Source organism: Actinomyces sp. ICM39 (assembly GCF_000282935.1).
Lineage (GTDB): Bacteria > Actinomycetota > Actinomycetes > Actinomycetales > Actinomycetaceae > Pauljensenia > Pauljensenia odontolytica_B.
This window is the reverse complement of record NZ_ALCB01000032.1, coordinates 1-14,835: the sequence shown is the minus strand read 5'-3', so window position 1 is coordinate 14,835 and position 14,835 is coordinate 1. Positions and strand designations below refer to the sequence as shown.

Genomic DNA, 14,835 nt, shown 5'->3' with positions numbered 1-14,835 from the left:
GCCGGCCCCCGCGCCCTCCGCCCAGGAGGCCCCCGCGGCTGGTGGCGCATACTCTGCCCCCACGGGCGAACCCTACGGCGGATACGCGGCCCCGGCCTCGCCCGAGGCGGCTCCCGCTCCCACGGCTGTGGCTCCCACCGTCGTCGTCACGAAGAAGGGCCCGGGCTGGGGCGCCCTCCTCGGCGCGATGCTTCTGACGATCGGCCTGACCCTCGGTGCCGTGTTCTACGCGCGTCCGGCGATGCTGCGCGCGTCCACGCCCACGAACCTCAACGGGGGAACGGTGGCCACCGTGCCCGCCTCGAACAGCTCCGGGACGGACTGGACGGACGTCGCCGCCGCCGTCTCGCCCGCCGTCGTGACCATTCAGGCGCAGGGCGCATCCTCGGGCGGCACCGGCTCTGGCGTCGTCTACGACGCGCAGGGCGACATTGTTACGAACTACCACGTCATCTCATCCGCCCTGGGCGGCGGCCAGATTCAGGTCACCCTCGCAGACGGGCGCCTCTACACCGCCTCCATCGTTGGCCATGACAAGACCACCGACCTGGCCGTCATTCGCCTGGACAACCCGCCTTCGGACCTCACTGTCGCGCGTTTCGCGACCTCGGCGAACCTCGAGGTCGGTGCCCCCGTCATGGCGATCGGCGCGCCCCTGGGCCTGTCGAACACGGTGACGACAGGCATCGTCTCCGCGCTCAACCGTCCCGTCGAGGTCTCCATGGACGAGGACTCCTCGTCGCAGGACTCGCAGGCCTCCTCGGATCTCGTGGTGACGAACGCGATCCAGATCGACGCGTCCATCAACCCCGGTAACTCGGGTGGCCCGCTGTTCGACGCGAGTGGCGCGGTCATCGGCATTAACTCCTCGATCAAGTCGCTTGCAACCTCGTCGGACGGGCAGGCGGGCTCGATCGGCCTGGGCTTCGCGATCCCCTCCGACCTGGTCGTGTCCATCGCGGACCAGCTCATCGCCTCCGGCACCGCCTCGCACGGCATGCTCGGCGTGACCGTCAAGGCCGCGACCACGACCGTCGGCTCCGACACCTACGTGGGCGCCGAGGTCCAGGACGTCTCCGCAGGTTCCGGTGCCTCCGCGGCGGGCATCCGCTCCGGCGACGTCATCGTCAAGGTCGAAGGCCAGGAAGTGACCAGCCCCAAGCAGCTGATCGGCTACGTGCGCCGCTACAAGGCTGGCGACACCATCGCCATGACGATCGTGCGCGACGGCGCCACGCAGGATGTGTCCGTGCGGATTCAGTGAACTGTGCGTCGCGCGCGCTGCGTGCGCCCGGCATGGCGTGACCTGAGTCCCGCGCACTGACGAGGCCCGCTGTCCCTGTGAAGGGGCGGCGGGCCTTTGCGCGTGGTGGGCTTGCGAGGGTGCATATGCGCAGTTTTCGGCCGCTGATGTGCCGCACGTTGATGTGACGCCCCCGCATCTGGGCTTGTGTCGATGAGGATTCAACCTGATCGGGAAGATTCAACCCGTTCTGATCGGGTGGAATGTTCCCGATGGGGTGGAGCGTTGGCACAATCAAGCCGCTGAGTTGCCAGAAGTGGGTTCCGGCGTGCGTGAGGACGGGCTCTTGAAGCTTGACTAAGGCGTGATGCAGGATGTGGATCGATAGCCTTCCTCGTGATCACGCTTTGGCTTGTTCCTAAGTGGTGTTACACCACTTAGGAAGGTATTACACCAGCTGGGAACTGGTGTAATGCTCCCTAACTGGTGTAATGCTCCCTAACTGGTGTAATGCTCCGTCATCGGCGAATCCTTCGTGCGGTCAGACCCCATTCAGCTATTGCGCAGACGCATGAAAATGCGGGGCGGCGGGCCTATGCACGTCGATGAGTCGCTTAGACCCCGAGGGCGTCCAGCAGCGGGCGCATCTTCGCTTCGGTCTCGGCCAGCTCGGCGTCCGGGTCGGAATCCGGCATGATGCCGGCCCCGGCGAAGAGGCGCAGGCGCGTGCCCGATGTGAGCCCGCAGCGCAGTGCGATCGCAAACTCGCCGTTCCCCGCCGTGTCGACCCAGCCCACGGGCCCCGAGTAGCGGCCGCGCTCGGTGTCTTCCAGCTCCTCGATGAGGCGCATCGCCGCGTCACGCGGGGTGCCGCACACGGCGGCCGTCGGATGCAGGGCGGCCACCAGGTCGAGCAGATGCGTCTGACCTAGGCGTGCGTGCACGTCCGTCGCCAGGTGAACGACGTTTGGCAAGGACAGGAGGAACGGTCCCTGAGTCGTCACCGAGCTGCACAGCTGCGTCAGGATCGAGGACACGGACTCGGAAGCTAGGTCGTGCTCGCGCAGGTCCTTCGCGCTCGACGCGAGCATTTCGCCCTCGCCGGGCTTGCACGTGCCCGCCAGGACGCGCGAGCTCGCCGTGCCGTTCGAGGCCGCGATCAGCATCTCCGGGGAGGCACCCACCAGTGAATCGATGCAGAAGCGCCACGTCGACGGATACAGGTCGCTGAGGCGTTCAAGCAGGAAACGCTCGTCGAATCCGTGGGCGCACCGCACCGTCATATCGCGCGCCATGACGGCCTTGTCGGCGGCGCCATCGCGCAGGCGCTGCGCCATCGCACGCACGGAGTCACGCCACTGGCCCCGCGACATCGACCCGTGCCCAAACGTCAGGGACTCCGGCACACGCGGGGCAGGCCTCGCCTCGGCAATGGCCGCGTCAACCGCCGCCAATGGATCCGGGGCGTCCCCAATGCCCGCCGTGATCGCCCAGCGGGCCCCGGCCTCGTCGATGAGAGTCAGCGCGGGCACGAAGGCAACCGAGCGGGCGGGGGAACGGAACGCGAAGGACGCGAAAAGAACGGGGGAGGGGGCATCGTCGGCGGACGAGGCGGGGGTGGCCTCCCACGCGCGGCGCACGTCGGCGATCGCGCTCGGGGTCGCGGACTCGATCGTGAGCGCCCGTCCCAGGCCGATCATCTGGCGGCGCTCACCCAGCCAGGCGGCGCCCCCGGAGTCGGGAAGCAGGGACGTCAGTGAGCAAGTAGACCCCGGGTGCTGCGGGGGCAGGACCAACGCCCGAAAGACGAGGCGCGAGCATCCGAAGTCGTTGTGCATGGGTTCCATGGTAGGAGCAGGGGCGGCGGCGCGCTGGAAGACGTGCGAGTATTGACGCATGACTGAATCCCCGCGCGCGGACCTGAACAAGGATCCCAAAGAGATCGCCTCGATGTTTGACTCCCTCGCCTCGCGATACGACGTGATGGATGCGCTGATGACGGGCGGTTTGGACAGGGTGTGGATGACCGCCCTGCGTAAGGCTGTCGCACCGCACCCCGGCGAACGCATCCTCGACCTGGCGGCCGGCACCGGCGCGTCGTCGGCCGCGCTGGCCAAGGGCGGCGCCGAGGTCGTCGCCTGCGACCTGTCCGAAGGCATGATCGAGGTCGGCCGTGAGCGCCACCCCGAGATCGAGTTCGTGCACGGCAATGCCATGGACCTGGACTTCGAGGACGGCTCCTTCGACGCGGTCACCATCTCGTGGGGCCTGCGCAACATCCCGGACCCGGAGCTCGCGCTGCGCGAGATGGCGCGCGTCGTGCGCCCGCGCGGCCGCCTCGTGGTCCTGGAGTTCTCCACCCCGCCTTCGCGCGTCTTCCGCGGCATGTACAACGCCTACCAGTCGACCGTCATGCCTGCGATCGCGCGCCTGGTCTCCACGAACGACGGCGCCTACGACTACCTGGTTGAGTCGATTCGCGCGTGGCCGGCCCAGGAGGAACTTGGCCGCATGATCGCCGCCAACGGATGGAGTGAAGTCGAGTACCGCAACCTCACCGGCGGCATCGCCTGCATGCACCGCGCGGTCAAGCCGCTGCCGTAATCGCCGATACGACGAGGCCGGGGCCCCTTGTGTGGGGTCCCGGCCTCTCGCGTTGGGCGCGGAAGGCGTATCCGCGCCGGCGGGCGGGGCAGGGGCGCGTACCCACGTGCGCGTGACGCGCGCGCCCCGCCCCGGCCTCGTCCTTAGTTCTTCGGCGCGCGGCCCCGCACCAGCTTCCCCAGTTCTAGGTAGCCGGGCAGCGGCTTGTTCATGGCCTCGTTCGCGAAGGCGACGGGCGCGCCGTTCGGCAGCGGGTTGACGACGCGGATCGCGGCGGTCAGCTTCTGCGCGGAGTCGTTCGACCGGTACCCCTCGGGCAGCGGCAGGCGCGCGGTCACCCTCCCCGTCTGCCCCGGAAGGATCGAGGGCAGGGTGGACTCGATGGTCTGGGTGGCCACGATCGTGCCCTTCGAGTCGATGAGGACGACCTCGAGCGGCCACGTCGCGTAGAACGGTGCGACGCCGGTGTTCTTGATCTCCACGACCACGGTGGCCTTCACCTGGTTGTGGGTCACCGACGTGCGGGTCGCCTGCAGCGTGTAGCCCATGGCGGCGCTCGCGGCCTTGGCGCGCGTCAGCTCAGCGCCGGTGTAGCCAGTCGAGAACGCGTGCTGGTTGATGAGCCACGTCGCGTGCGCTTGCTGGATCGACTCGAGGGCCTTGTAATCGCGTCCTTCATCCTTGCTCTTGCAGTTCAGTGGCTCGGAGAAAGCGCATTCCTGGAAGGAGGGGTAGAGCTCGCCGCCGATGGGGGAGTGCTGCCAGGCATCCCCCTCGTCCTGCTTCTTCAGCTTGGGGATGAAGTGCCAGCTGGTCCCCTCCAGGGTCGCGTAGCCGAGGGAATCATCGTAGTAGCCCATGCCGTGAGCCTTCGTGGCCTCGGTGGGGTAGCGGTTCTGGATGAAGGTCTCGTCGAAGGCGTCGTCCCAGGCCTGGACGAGCTGGGCGCGGAACTCGTCCGACGGCATCCAGTTGATGGCATCCGGGTTTTGCTCGTTGACGTAGCCGTTGTAGGGGTAGGTGTGCTCCTCGCCCCAGAAGCCGTAGAGGCCCGCGGTGATGTAGCCGATGCGCGGGTCCCCGTCGTACTTATCGCCGAGGGCGTCCACGAAGTGCAGGAGCATCTCCTTCACGTTCGGGTCGTCGTAGTTGGGGGAGAATGAGATCTTCCTGTTGTTCTCGAAATCGTATTTGCGGCTCTGGTCCGTGCCACCGTCGATGAGGTACTGGGGCATGCCGGATTCTTTGCCGGGGGTGTCCAGGTAGAAGCGTATGGCCGCCTGGTGGCCGCGCGACGCGATGGAATCGAGCATGGCGTCGACCTTCGTGAAGTCGTAGGTGTCGCGTCCGGTGACGACGTCGTTCACGGGGAAGGGTGCCCATTCGAGCGTGTACGGCAGCGATCCTTGTGCCAGCACGGGTGCGTCGCCGACGGTGGGCGCCCACGGCATGAAGCCCTTCATCGGGTTCGAGACCGGGGCGGGTGCTTTTTTCAGGTCGGTCCACTGGGGTGTGGCGGCCGACGAGGCCGTGGCCGGCAGGGTGGCACCCACCAGTCCTGCGGTCGCCGCGAGAGCGATGGCGATGCGAGTAAATGTTCTCATCGCGAGGTCCTTTCAGTCATGAGTACTGCGGCTGGGGACAGGTGCGGCGTGGGCGCGACGCGTGGAGTCTGCGTGTGCGACGGTGCAGTGACGTGCGAGCTAGGACTCCACAGCTGTCAAGTGAACCATGTTGTGCATAGTGACTGCAACATTGCGGAAAACTCTGCCAGTAAGTGATTGTTTGACAAACCTATTGTGGGGCGTGTCGATTGAGTATGTGCGAGGCCGGGTCCCTCGGTGGGGTCCCGGCCTCGTCAATGGAGTGCGTGCGCTGGCTCGTTTAGTACGGTCCGCTGTCGACGACCGCCCACGTTCCATCGTCCTGCATTCGCAGGAAGACGACTTCGCGCCCCTTCACGGGCTCCAACGAGTCGTCCGAGTAGTTGCGCAAGTAGTAGACGTTTCCGTACCAGCGCGTCGGGTCAGTGTTCGGCTGCTGCCCATGGTTGTTGCTGCCCGTGATGGTGACGGTCGTGTGGGCGCGGTTGGCCAGGAGCGGCAGGAATTCACCCTGACCGTGCTCCAGGTCGGGCGTCTTCGTGTGGCTGCTCGCTCGTTCCGGTACTTCGTACACGCTCGCGCGGATGAATGCATAGGCGTTGGATTTATCGCGCGATGCATCCCACGTGTTACGCGTGATGGTGTAGGCGATGGCGACCTGCTCGGGATCGGTGCGGTCCACCTCGCGCGGGTCGGGCAGGAGGTCGGGGAGCCACTGGACCGATGCGGGATATAGGCACGTACCGAGCGGCGTGGGGGAACCGTCCTCGCAGGCGGGGGTGGTCGGCATCGCCTCCGTCGGCGTCGGCGCGGCTGTGGAGTCGCCGGATTCCTGGGTCTGCGTCTGGTCCGAGGAGGATTGTGGGGAGGATTGTGTGGACTGTGCCTGGCTATCTGCGCTGGGCTGGTGCGAGCCGCAGGCCGTACCTGTGATCGTGAGGGTGAGGACGGCTGCCGACGCGACGGCGATCAAGGCGCGTCGTTTGCGGGTATGAGTCTGTTCTTCTGAGCCCATGCGTGCTCCCCTTCAATGGTCGTGTGCTGAGGTGTATCGCGCGTGTCTTGCGCCGGATGAGTGGGTACTCGGCGTCAACGCTGGTCGTCTCGACGCGGGTCATCGTATCGAATTGCGTGAGGGTGTTGCGCGGGCTCGTCTCGGTGTGCGTGACGCCCGGCGCGACGAGGCCGGGGCCACTATTTACGACAACGCTTTGTTGCGCAAATGGGTGCTATGGGCGAGCCTAGCCCAGGCCTCGTTCGTTGAAACGGCGGGAAAAAGTGCGCTCGGTCGCCGAGGTGAGGGTGACCTAGCTAGGGTTGTTTGCGGAATGAAGTGATGTGCACACTTCATCCACCTTGCACACTCGCGCGGATGCACCCGCGCACCACATGACGGAGGAATGCCGTGGCATCCACCATGCCTAGCGACATGAGCGCTGACGTTGTCGTCGTCGGCGCAGGCCCTGGCGGGTCCTCCACCGCCTACCACCTGGCCAGAGCAGGCCTCGATGTCGTCCTCCTCGAGAAAAACCCGTTCCCGCGCGACAAAATCTGCGGTGATGGGCTCACCCCGGCCGCCGTCCACGAGCTCATCGCCATGGGCGTGGACACCGCCGGCTGGATGCGAAACCGCGGCCTGACCGTCATCGGCGGCGGCCACACCGTCCACATGGATTGGCCCGACCAGAAGTCCCTGCCCGGCTACGGCATGACCCGCGCCCGCATGGACCTCGACCACGCGCTCGCGCAGCGCGCCGTCGAGGCCGGCGCCCGCCTCTACGAGGGCGTCACCGTCGTCGGCGCCATCCAGGATGGCTCCGGCCGCGTCGTCGGCGTGCAAGCCAAGAGCGGGCGCGGCAAGAACGCCACCACCTTCGAGGTCCGCGCCTCCATCACCGTCGACGCCGGGGGAGTGGCCGCCCGACTGGCCACCAGCCTCGGCCTCGAAAAGAAGATGAACCGCCCCATGGGCGTGGCCGCACGCGCCTACTTCCACAGCCCCCGCGGCGACGAGGAATGGATGGAATCCCACCTCGAACTGTGGAGCGGCACCCCCGGCGCCTCCGACCTGCTGCCCGGCTACGGCTGGATCTTCCCCATGGGCGACGGCATCGTCAACGTTGGGCTCGGCTCCGTCGCCTCGCGCGCCGGCGCCACCAACCTGCCCTACCGCGAGGTCTTCAAGACCTGGACCGCGAACCTGCCCGAGGAATGGGGCTTCACCCCCGAGAACCAGATCGGTCAGCTCCGCTCCGCCGCCCTGCCCATGAGCTTCAACCGCAAGCCTCACTACGTTCAGGGCCTCGTCCTCGTCGGTGACGCCGGCGGCATGGTCTCCCCCTACAACGGCGAAGGCATCGCCCCGGCCATGAAGGCCGGACGCTACGCGGCCTCGTGCATCGCGCAGGCCCTGTCCCGCTCCCACCGCGCCGGCATCGACCGCGCCATGAGCGAATACCCCCACATGCTTCGCGACGAATACGGCGGCTACTACCAGCTGGGCCGCATCTTCGTCGCGCTCATCGAAAACCCGACGATCATGCGCACCTGCACGAACGTCGGGCTGCCCATTCCGCGCCTCATGACGCTCGTCCACAAACTCCTGTCGGACGGGTACGAGAGGACCGGGGGCGACTTCGACGACCAACTCATCACAATGCTGACCAAGGTGGTGCGCCCCGCATGACCACCACCACCGATAACCGGGAGGAACGATGACGAATCCCTACGTGCCGCTGCTCATCATGTCGGCAGCTGCCCTCGTACTAGCCTTCGGAGGCCTGGGTGCCTCCGCGATCCTGGGCCCCACCAAGAAGTCCAAGACCAAGGCCGACAACTACGAGTGCGGTATCCAGCCGACCAGCGCTCACCTCACCGAGGGTCGCTTCCCGGTGCGCTACTACCTGGTCGCCATGACGTTCATCATCTTCGACATCGAAGTTGTGTTCATGTACCCGTGGGCCGTCAGCTTCAACCAGCTGGGCCTGTTCGGACTGGTCGTCATGATGAGCTTCCTGGTCACCCTCTGCGTCCCCTACGCCTACGAATGGCGACGCGGCGGCCTGGACTACTGAGATATAAGTAAGGAAAAGACAAGTGGGACTTGAAGAATCCTTGCCCGCGGGTATCGCGCTCACCAGCGTCGAAAAAGTCCTCGGGCTAGCACGCAAGTACAGCCAGTGGCCCGTCACCATGGGTCTGGCGTGCTGCGCCATCGAGATGATGGCCGCCGGCACCCCCCGTTTCGATATGTCGCGCTTCGGCCTCGAGGTCTTCCGCGCCTCGCCGCGTCACGCCGACATGATGATCGTGTCGGGCCGTGTCTCGCACAAGATGGCGCCCATTATCCGCCGCGTCTACGACTCGATGCCCGAACCCAAGTGGGTCATCTCCATGGGTGCGTGCGCGTCCTCGGGCGGCGTGTTCAACAACTACGCCGTCGTCCAGGGCTGCGACCACATCGTCCCCGTCGACGTCTACCTGCCCGGCTGCCCGCCCCGCCCCGAGGCCCTCATCCACGCGGTCCTCGTCCTGCGTGAGCAGATCGGCAAGGAACCCCTCGGCGTCCACCGCCGCGAGATTGCGCGCCGCGCCGAGCAGGCCGCCCTCGAGGCGACCCCCACCCACCAGATGAAGGGACTCCTCGCATGAGCGACCTTTCCATCCCCGAGGACAACGCGTCCGCCGAGGTCACCCAGGCCTCGTCGCAGCGCGGTTTCGCCCTCCCCGAGCCCATCGCGCACCGCGAGGGCCTCTTCGGCGCGGGCACCGACTCCTCCACCTCCGGCTTCTCCGGACTGGTCTCCGACTCCTTCCTGCCCGGCGAGGCCTCCCGCCCCTACGACGGATGGTTCGACCAGGTCGTTGACGTCCTCGAAGAGCTCATCGCCGCCGATGGCCTTGACGTCGCCGACGTTATCGAAAAGGTGACCGTCGACCGCGGACAGCTCGGCATCTTCATCGCCCGCGAGCACATCGCGCGCGTCGCCAAGTACCTGCGTGACGACGCGGACCTGCGCTTCGAAATGTGCCTGGGTACCAACGGCGCGCACTACCCCCTGGATAAGGGGCGCGAGCTGCACGCCATCTACCCCCTGTACTCGATCACGCACAACCGCATGATCCGCCTCGAGGTCACGTGCCCCGACGAGGACCCCCGCATCCCCTCCATCGTCTCCGTCTACCCCGGAAACGACTGGCAGGAGCGCGAGACCTGGGACCTCATCGGCATCGTCTTCACCGGGCACCCCTCGCTCACGCGCACCGCGATGCCCGACGACTGGGTCGGACACCCCCAGCGCAAGGACTACCCGCTGGGCGGCATCCCCGTCGAATTCAAGGGCGCCGTCAACGCTTCCCCCGACGTTCGTAGGAGTGTGAACTGATGACCACCGCCTTCCACGCGCCCGCTGGCGCGACCGACCTGCCCATCGAGGACATCCCCGAGGTCCTCACCCAGGGCGGCGACTGGGACGACGTCCTGCACGAGATCGAGGCCATCACCTCCGAGCGCATCGTCGTCAACCTGGGCCCGGTTCACCCCGCGACCCACGGCGTTCTGCGTCTGATCCTCGAGCTCGACGGCGAGAAGGTCCGCGAGACCCGCGTCGATACCGGTTACCTGCACACCGGCATCGAGAAGAACATGGAGTACCGCACGTGGGCCCAGGGCGTCGCATACTGCACGCGCATGGACTACGTCGCCCCCTTCTTCCAGGAGGCCGCGTACTGCCTCGGCGTTGAGAAGCTCCTCGGCATTGAAGAGGACATCCCCGAGCGCGCGTCCCTCATCCGCATCCTCATGATGGAGCTGTGCCGCATCGCCTCGCACCTGGTCGCCATCGGCTCGACCGGTAACGAGATGGGTGCCACGACGATCATGACGATCGGCTTCCGCGCCCGCGAAGAGATCCTGCGCATCTTCGAGCGCATCACCGGCCTGCGCATGAACCACGAGTACATCCGCCCCGGCGGCGTCGTGCAGGACATCGGCGAGGGCACCACGGACTACATCCGTGACCGCCTGCGCCGCGCCCGTAAGGACATCGGCGAGCTCCAGGACATCCTCGTGGAGAACCCGATCTTCAAGAAGCGTCTGTGCGACGTGGCCGTCATGCCGCTGAGCGGCCTCATGGCCCTCGGCACGACCGGCCCCGGCGTCCGCGCCGCCGGCCTGCCCCTGGACCTGCGCAAGAGCCAGCCCTACTGCGGCTACGAGAACTTCGAATTCGACGTTCCCACCCGCGACAAGTCTGACGTCTACAACCGTACGATGGTCCGTTTCGACGAGTGCTACGAGTCGATGCGCATCATCTGGCAGGTTCTGGCCAAACTGGACCAGTGTGAGGGCGCGCCCACCATGGTCGCCGACCCCGAAATCGCCTGGCCCGCGCGCCTGGCGGTCGGCACCGATGGCCAGGGCAACTCGGCCGAGCACGTCCGCGAGATCATGGGGGAGTCCATGGAGTCCCTCATCCACCACTTCAAGCTCGTCACGGAGGGCTTCCACGTGCCCGCCGGCCAGGTCTACCAGACCGTCGAGCACGCGAAGGGCATCCTGGGCGTTCACCTCGTCTCCGACGGTGGCACGCGCCCGTTCCGCGCGCACTTCCGCGACCCCTCCTACGCCAACCTGCAAGCGCTGGCCATGATGACCGAAGGCGGCCAGCTGGCCGACGTGGTCGTCGCACTGGCCGCTATCGACCCCGTTCTCGGAGGCGTTGACCGATGAGCTACACACCCGACACCCTGGCACGCCTGCAGGCGGACGCCGCGCAGATCATCGCCCGCTACCCGGACGGTCACTCGCGCTCCGCGCTGCTGCCGATGCTGCACCTGATCCAGTCCGTCGACGGCTACGTCAGCCCGGACGGCATCGACTTCATCGCGGCCACGCTGGACCTGCCCCGCGCAGAGATCAGCGCCGTCGCAACCTTCTACACGCAGTACAAGCGTCACCCCACCGGCGAGTACCTGGTGGGCGTGTGCACGAACGCGCTGTGCGCCGTCATGGGCGGCGACGAGATCTGGGAAAAGGTCTCCGAGAAGGTCGGCGTCGGAAGCGACGAGACCAGCGAAGACGGCAAGATCACGCTCGAGCGCATCGAGTGCAACGCGGCGTGTGACTACGCGCCCGTCGTCATGGTCAACTGGGAATTCTTTGACAACCAGAGCCCCGAGTCAGCGCTGGCGATGATCGATGACATCCAGGCCGGCCGCGACATCCACCCGACGCGTGGCCCCATCGTGGCCCCCACGTTCAAGGAGAACGAGCGCGTCCTCGCCGGCTTCCTGGACGGCCACGAGAACGAAGGCCCCTCCGCGGGCCGCGCCACCCTGCTGGGCCGCGAGATCGCCGCGGCGAACGGCTGGACTGAGCCGGTTGCCGTCGAGGTCGCCGACGAGGCCACTGACACGAAGGGAGAAGAGGCGAAGTGAGCACCGCATACGTTGCACCCGGACCGCTGACCCCGATCCTCACCAACGGGTGGGGAGAGGAGCGTTCCTGGACGCTGGACTCCTACCGGAGCCGCGGAGGCTACCAGGGCCTCGAAAAGGCCCGCACCATGGAGCCCGCTGACATCGTGCAGGCCGTCAAGGACTCCGGTCTGCGAGGCCGTGGTGGCGCAGGCTTCCCGTCCGGCCTCAAGTGGTCCTTCCTGCCCCCGGCCGACGGAGGTCCCCGCTACCTCGTGGTGAACGCCGACGAGTCGGAGCCGGGCACCTGCAAGGACATCCCGCTCATCATGGGCAACCCGCACGTCCTCATTGAGGGCATCGCGATCACGTCGCGCGCCATTGGCTGCGACCACGCGTTCGTCTACCTGCGCGGCGAGGTCACCCACGTGTACCGCCGCCTGCTGGAGGCCGTGCGCGAGGCGACCGAGGCCGGTGTGCTCGGCGACCTGCGCATCACCGCTCACGCGGGCGCCGGCGCCTACATCTGCGGCGAGGAGACGGCTCTGCTGGACTCCCTCGAGGGACGTCGAGGCCACCCGCGCCTCAAGCCCCCGTTCCCCGCGGTCGCCGGTCTGTACGCCCGTCCCACGGTCGTCAACAACGTCGAGACCATCGCTCAGGTGGCGGGTATCTTCCGCAACTCGCCCGAGTGGTTCGCCTCGATGGGCACCGAAAAGTCCAAGGGCCACGGCATCTTCTCCGTGTCGGGTCACGTGAACAACCCCGGCCAGTTCGAGGCCCCCTTCGGCATCACGATGCGCGAGCTCATCGAGATGGCGGGCGGCATCCGCGACGGCCACGAGCTGAAGTTCTGGACCCCCGGCGGTTCCTCCACCCCGATCTTCACCGAAGACGAGCTGGACACCCCCCTCGACTACGAGTCCGTGGGTGCGGCCGGTTCGATGCTGGGTACGCGAGCCCTGCAGGTGTTCGACGAGACCGTCTCGGTGGTCCGCGTCATCACCCGCTGGTCCGAGTTCTACCAGCACGAGTCCTGCGGTAAGTGCACGCCCTGTCGCGAAGGCACCTACTGGATGAAGCAAATCATGCTGCGTCTCGAGCGAGGCGAGGGGCGCCCCGGCGACGTCGACCTGCTCGACGAGATCGCACACAACATCGCGGGCCGTAGCTTCTGCCCGCTCGGCGACGCCGCAGCAACCCCGATCATGTCGGGCATCAAGCGCTTCCGCGACGAGTTCGAGGCGGGCCTCACCACGCCCGCCCGCGAGCTTTTCCCCTACGAGGCGTCCGCTAACTACGCGCGAGGAGGTGGCCGATGAGCGACGCACCCAACATGATCGACGTCACCATCGACGACGTTCAGGTTTCTGTCCCCCAGGGCACGCTCGTGATCCGCGCGGCCGAGCAGGCCGGCATCCGGATCCCGCGTTTCTGTGACCACCCGCTGCTGGCCCCCGTGGCCGCATGCCGCCAGTGCCTCGTGGAGGTCGGCATGCCCGACCGCAACACGGGCGAGCTGCGCTTCATGCCCAAGCCCCAGCCTTCGTGTGCGCAGACCGTCACCCCGGGCATGGTCGTCAAGACCCAGCACACCTCCGAGGTTGTCGACCGCGCCCAGCGCGGCGTCATGGAGTTCCTGCTCATCAACCACCCGCTCGACTGCCCGGTCTGCGACAAGGGCGGCGAGTGCCCCCTGCAGAACCAGGCACTCACGGAGGGCCGCGGCAAGTCCCGCTTCACCGACGCCAAGCGCACGTTCAAGAAGCCGCTGCGCCTGACCTCGCAGATCCTGCTGGATCGCGAGCGCTGCATCCTGTGCCAGCGCTGCGTGCGCTTCGGCAAGGAGATCTCGGGCGACGTGTTCATGGACCTGCAGGGTCGTGGCGGCGGCACCGCCCCCACGGAGCACCACTACTTCATGGGCGAGCAGGTCGGCGGCTTCGACTCGACCACGCTCGACTTCTTCGACCCGAAGGCCAAGGAGGCCTCGACCTCGTCCCTGTCGTCCCCGTACGGCACGGACGCGATCGTCGGCTCGATCAACGAGGGTGAGCTCTCCGTCGCCGAGCGCGACGTGTCGGGCCGCGCCTTCGCGTCCTACTTCTCGGGCAACATCATCCAGATCTGCCCGGTCGGCGCCCTGACCGCCGCGTCCTACCGCTTCCGCGCGCGTCCCTTCGACCTCGTGTCGACGGCGGCCGTGACCGAGCACGACGCGTCGGGTTCCGCGATCCGTCAGGACGTGCGCCGCGGCGAGGTCGTGCGTCGCATGAGCGGCAACGACCCCGAGGTCAACGAAGAGTGGATCACCGACAAAGACCGCTTCGCCTTCGAGTGGGACAAGGTTGATCGCCTGACCTACCCGCTCGTGCGTGAGGACGGCGAGCTGGTTCCCACCTCCTGGTCCGACGCGCTTGATCGCGTCCGTGAGGGCCTCGAAAAGGCCGGGTCGTCCGTGGGCTTCCTGCCCGGCGGTCACCTGACCTTCGAGGACGCCTGGGCCTGGTCGAAGTTCGCGCGCACCGTCGTTGGTTCCGACTCGATCGACTTCCGTTCCCGTCGTTCCAGCGAGGAAGAGCGCTCCTTCCTGGCCTCTCACGTGGCGGGCTCCGGCCTCGAGACCACGTATGCGGATCTGGAGAGCGCGGGTCAGGTGCTGCTGGTTGCCCTCGAGCCCGAGGACGAGTGCGGTGCCATGTTCCTGCGCCTGCGTAAGGCCACCCGTAAGTCGGGCCTGAAGGTCGCCACCGTCGCGCCCTTTACCTCGGCAGGTTCGCGCAAGATGAAGGCACAGGTCCTGCACGCGGCCCCCGGCGTCGAGCCGAGCGTTGTCGACGCGATCGCCGCTGGCGGCGCCTACGCAGACCTGGCTGAGGCCCTCTCCGGCGGCATCGTCCTCGTGGGCGAGCGCGCCGCGCAGACCCCCGGCCTGCTCTCCGCCGTCGTCGCTCTGGCCGAGCGCAC

The 14,835-nt window shown here is 67.1% G+C and carries 13 protein-coding genes; 10 read left to right on the top strand and 3 right to left on the bottom strand.

The annotated features are described in order from the left end of the window. A partial coding sequence (locus HMPREF1137_RS01785; protein ID WP_007588153.1) for a S1C family serine protease occupies positions 1-1,264 on the top strand: 1,264 nt, incomplete at its 5' end. A gap of 593 nt (positions 1,265-1,857) precedes the next feature. Here the strand turns inward: HMPREF1137_RS01785 and HMPREF1137_RS01780 are convergent. Then, positions 1,858-3,141: an isochorismate synthase gene (locus HMPREF1137_RS01780; RefSeq protein WP_034496306.1), complete on the bottom strand. Its 1,284-nt coding sequence runs from the start codon at positions 3,139-3,141 to the stop codon at positions 1,858-1,860. Here HMPREF1137_RS01780 and HMPREF1137_RS01775 point away from each other — a divergent pair. Continuing rightward, positions 3,140-3,847, top strand: coding sequence for a class I SAM-dependent methyltransferase (locus HMPREF1137_RS01775; RefSeq protein ID WP_007588152.1), 708 nt, complete (start codon positions 3,140-3,142; stop codon positions 3,845-3,847). The two genes, HMPREF1137_RS01780 and HMPREF1137_RS01775, sit on opposite strands and share 2 nt — an antisense overlap. A 143-nt stretch (positions 3,848-3,990) precedes the next feature. Here the strand turns inward: HMPREF1137_RS01775 and HMPREF1137_RS01770 are convergent, their stop codons facing one another. Together HMPREF1137_RS01770 and HMPREF1137_RS01765 are read right to left on the bottom strand one after the other, a co-directional pair. Further along, positions 3,991-5,451, bottom strand: coding sequence for a DUF4832 domain-containing protein (locus tag HMPREF1137_RS01770; RefSeq protein ID WP_007588158.1), 1,461 nt, complete (start codon positions 5,449-5,451; stop codon positions 3,991-3,993). Positions 5,452-5,731: 280 nt separating this feature from the next. Continuing rightward, a complete protein-coding gene (locus tag HMPREF1137_RS01765) occupies positions 5,732-6,466 on the bottom strand; it encodes a hypothetical protein (RefSeq protein WP_007588162.1) in 735 nt (244 codons plus the stop codon). A gap of 402 nt (positions 6,467-6,868) precedes the next feature. On the opposite strand from HMPREF1137_RS01765, the gene HMPREF1137_RS01760 reads away from it, so the two are divergent. The 8 genes from HMPREF1137_RS01760 to HMPREF1137_RS01725 form a co-directional block, all read left to right on the top strand. Then, entirely contained in the window at positions 6,869-8,137 is a 1,269-nt protein-coding gene (locus tag HMPREF1137_RS01760; protein WP_196792940.1) for a geranylgeranyl reductase family protein, read from the top strand. Between the two features lie 28 nt (positions 8,138-8,165). Further along, entirely contained in the window at positions 8,166-8,525 is a 360-nt protein-coding gene (locus tag HMPREF1137_RS01755) for an NADH-quinone oxidoreductase subunit A (RefSeq protein WP_007588160.1), read from the top strand. Between the two features lie 22 nt (positions 8,526-8,547). Beyond that, positions 8,548-9,102 (top strand): NADH-quinone oxidoreductase subunit B, encoded by a 555-nt coding sequence (locus HMPREF1137_RS01750; RefSeq protein WP_007588157.1) that lies wholly within the window; start codon positions 8,548-8,550, stop codon positions 9,100-9,102. Beyond that, on the top strand, positions 9,099-9,836 hold the full coding sequence (locus HMPREF1137_RS01745) for an NADH-quinone oxidoreductase subunit C (protein WP_007588161.1): 738 nt from the start codon (positions 9,099-9,101) through the stop codon (positions 9,834-9,836). Before HMPREF1137_RS01750 ends, HMPREF1137_RS01745 begins: the two co-directional genes overlap by 4 nt. Further along, a complete protein-coding gene (locus HMPREF1137_RS01740; RefSeq protein WP_007588163.1) occupies positions 9,836-11,182 on the top strand; it encodes an NADH-quinone oxidoreductase subunit D in 1,347 nt (448 codons plus the stop codon). Before HMPREF1137_RS01745 ends, HMPREF1137_RS01740 begins: the two co-directional genes overlap by 1 nt. Then, a complete protein-coding gene (nuoE, locus tag HMPREF1137_RS01735; RefSeq protein ID WP_007588159.1) occupies positions 11,179-11,889 on the top strand; it encodes an NADH-quinone oxidoreductase subunit NuoE in 711 nt (236 codons plus the stop codon). Before HMPREF1137_RS01740 ends, nuoE begins: the two co-directional genes overlap by 4 nt. After that, positions 11,886-13,190: an NADH-quinone oxidoreductase subunit NuoF gene (nuoF, locus tag HMPREF1137_RS01730; RefSeq protein ID WP_007588155.1), complete on the top strand. Its 1,305-nt coding sequence runs from the start codon at positions 11,886-11,888 to the stop codon at positions 13,188-13,190. Before nuoE ends, nuoF begins: the two co-directional genes overlap by 4 nt. Next, positions 13,187-14,835, top strand: a 1,649-nt coding sequence (locus HMPREF1137_RS01725) for a 2Fe-2S iron-sulfur cluster-binding protein (RefSeq protein WP_007588154.1), incomplete at its 3' end; no start/stop codon positions are given. The genes nuoF and HMPREF1137_RS01725, both read left to right, overlap by 4 nt.

Excerpts from the sequence above, each read along its gene's own strand:
- HMPREF1137_RS01775 (WP_007588152.1), top strand. The coding sequence starts at position 3,140 with ATGACTGAATCCCCGCGCGCGGACCTGAACAAGGATCCCAAAGAGATC.
- HMPREF1137_RS01780 (WP_034496306.1), bottom strand. The coding sequence starts at position 3,141 with ATGCGTCAATACTCGCACGTCTTCCAGCGCGCCGCCGCCCCTGCTCCT.
- HMPREF1137_RS01770 (WP_007588158.1), bottom strand. The coding sequence starts at position 5,451 with ATGAGAACATTTACTCGCATCGCCATCGCTCTCGCGGCGACCGCAGGA.
- HMPREF1137_RS01765 (WP_007588162.1), bottom strand. The coding sequence starts at position 6,466 with ATGGGCTCAGAAGAACAGACTCATACCCGCAAACGACGCGCCTTGATC.
- HMPREF1137_RS01760 (WP_196792940.1), top strand. The coding sequence starts at position 6,869 with ATGCCTAGCGACATGAGCGCTGACGTTGTCGTCGTCGGCGCAGGCCCT.
- HMPREF1137_RS01755 (WP_007588160.1), top strand. The coding sequence starts at position 8,166 with ATGACGAATCCCTACGTGCCGCTGCTCATCATGTCGGCAGCTGCCCTC.
- HMPREF1137_RS01745 (WP_007588161.1), top strand. The coding sequence starts at position 9,099 with ATGAGCGACCTTTCCATCCCCGAGGACAACGCGTCCGCCGAGGTCACC.
- HMPREF1137_RS01740 (WP_007588163.1), top strand. The coding sequence starts at position 9,836 with ATGACCACCGCCTTCCACGCGCCCGCTGGCGCGACCGACCTGCCCATC.
- nuoE (WP_007588159.1), top strand. The coding sequence starts at position 11,179 with ATGAGCTACACACCCGACACCCTGGCACGCCTGCAGGCGGACGCCGCG.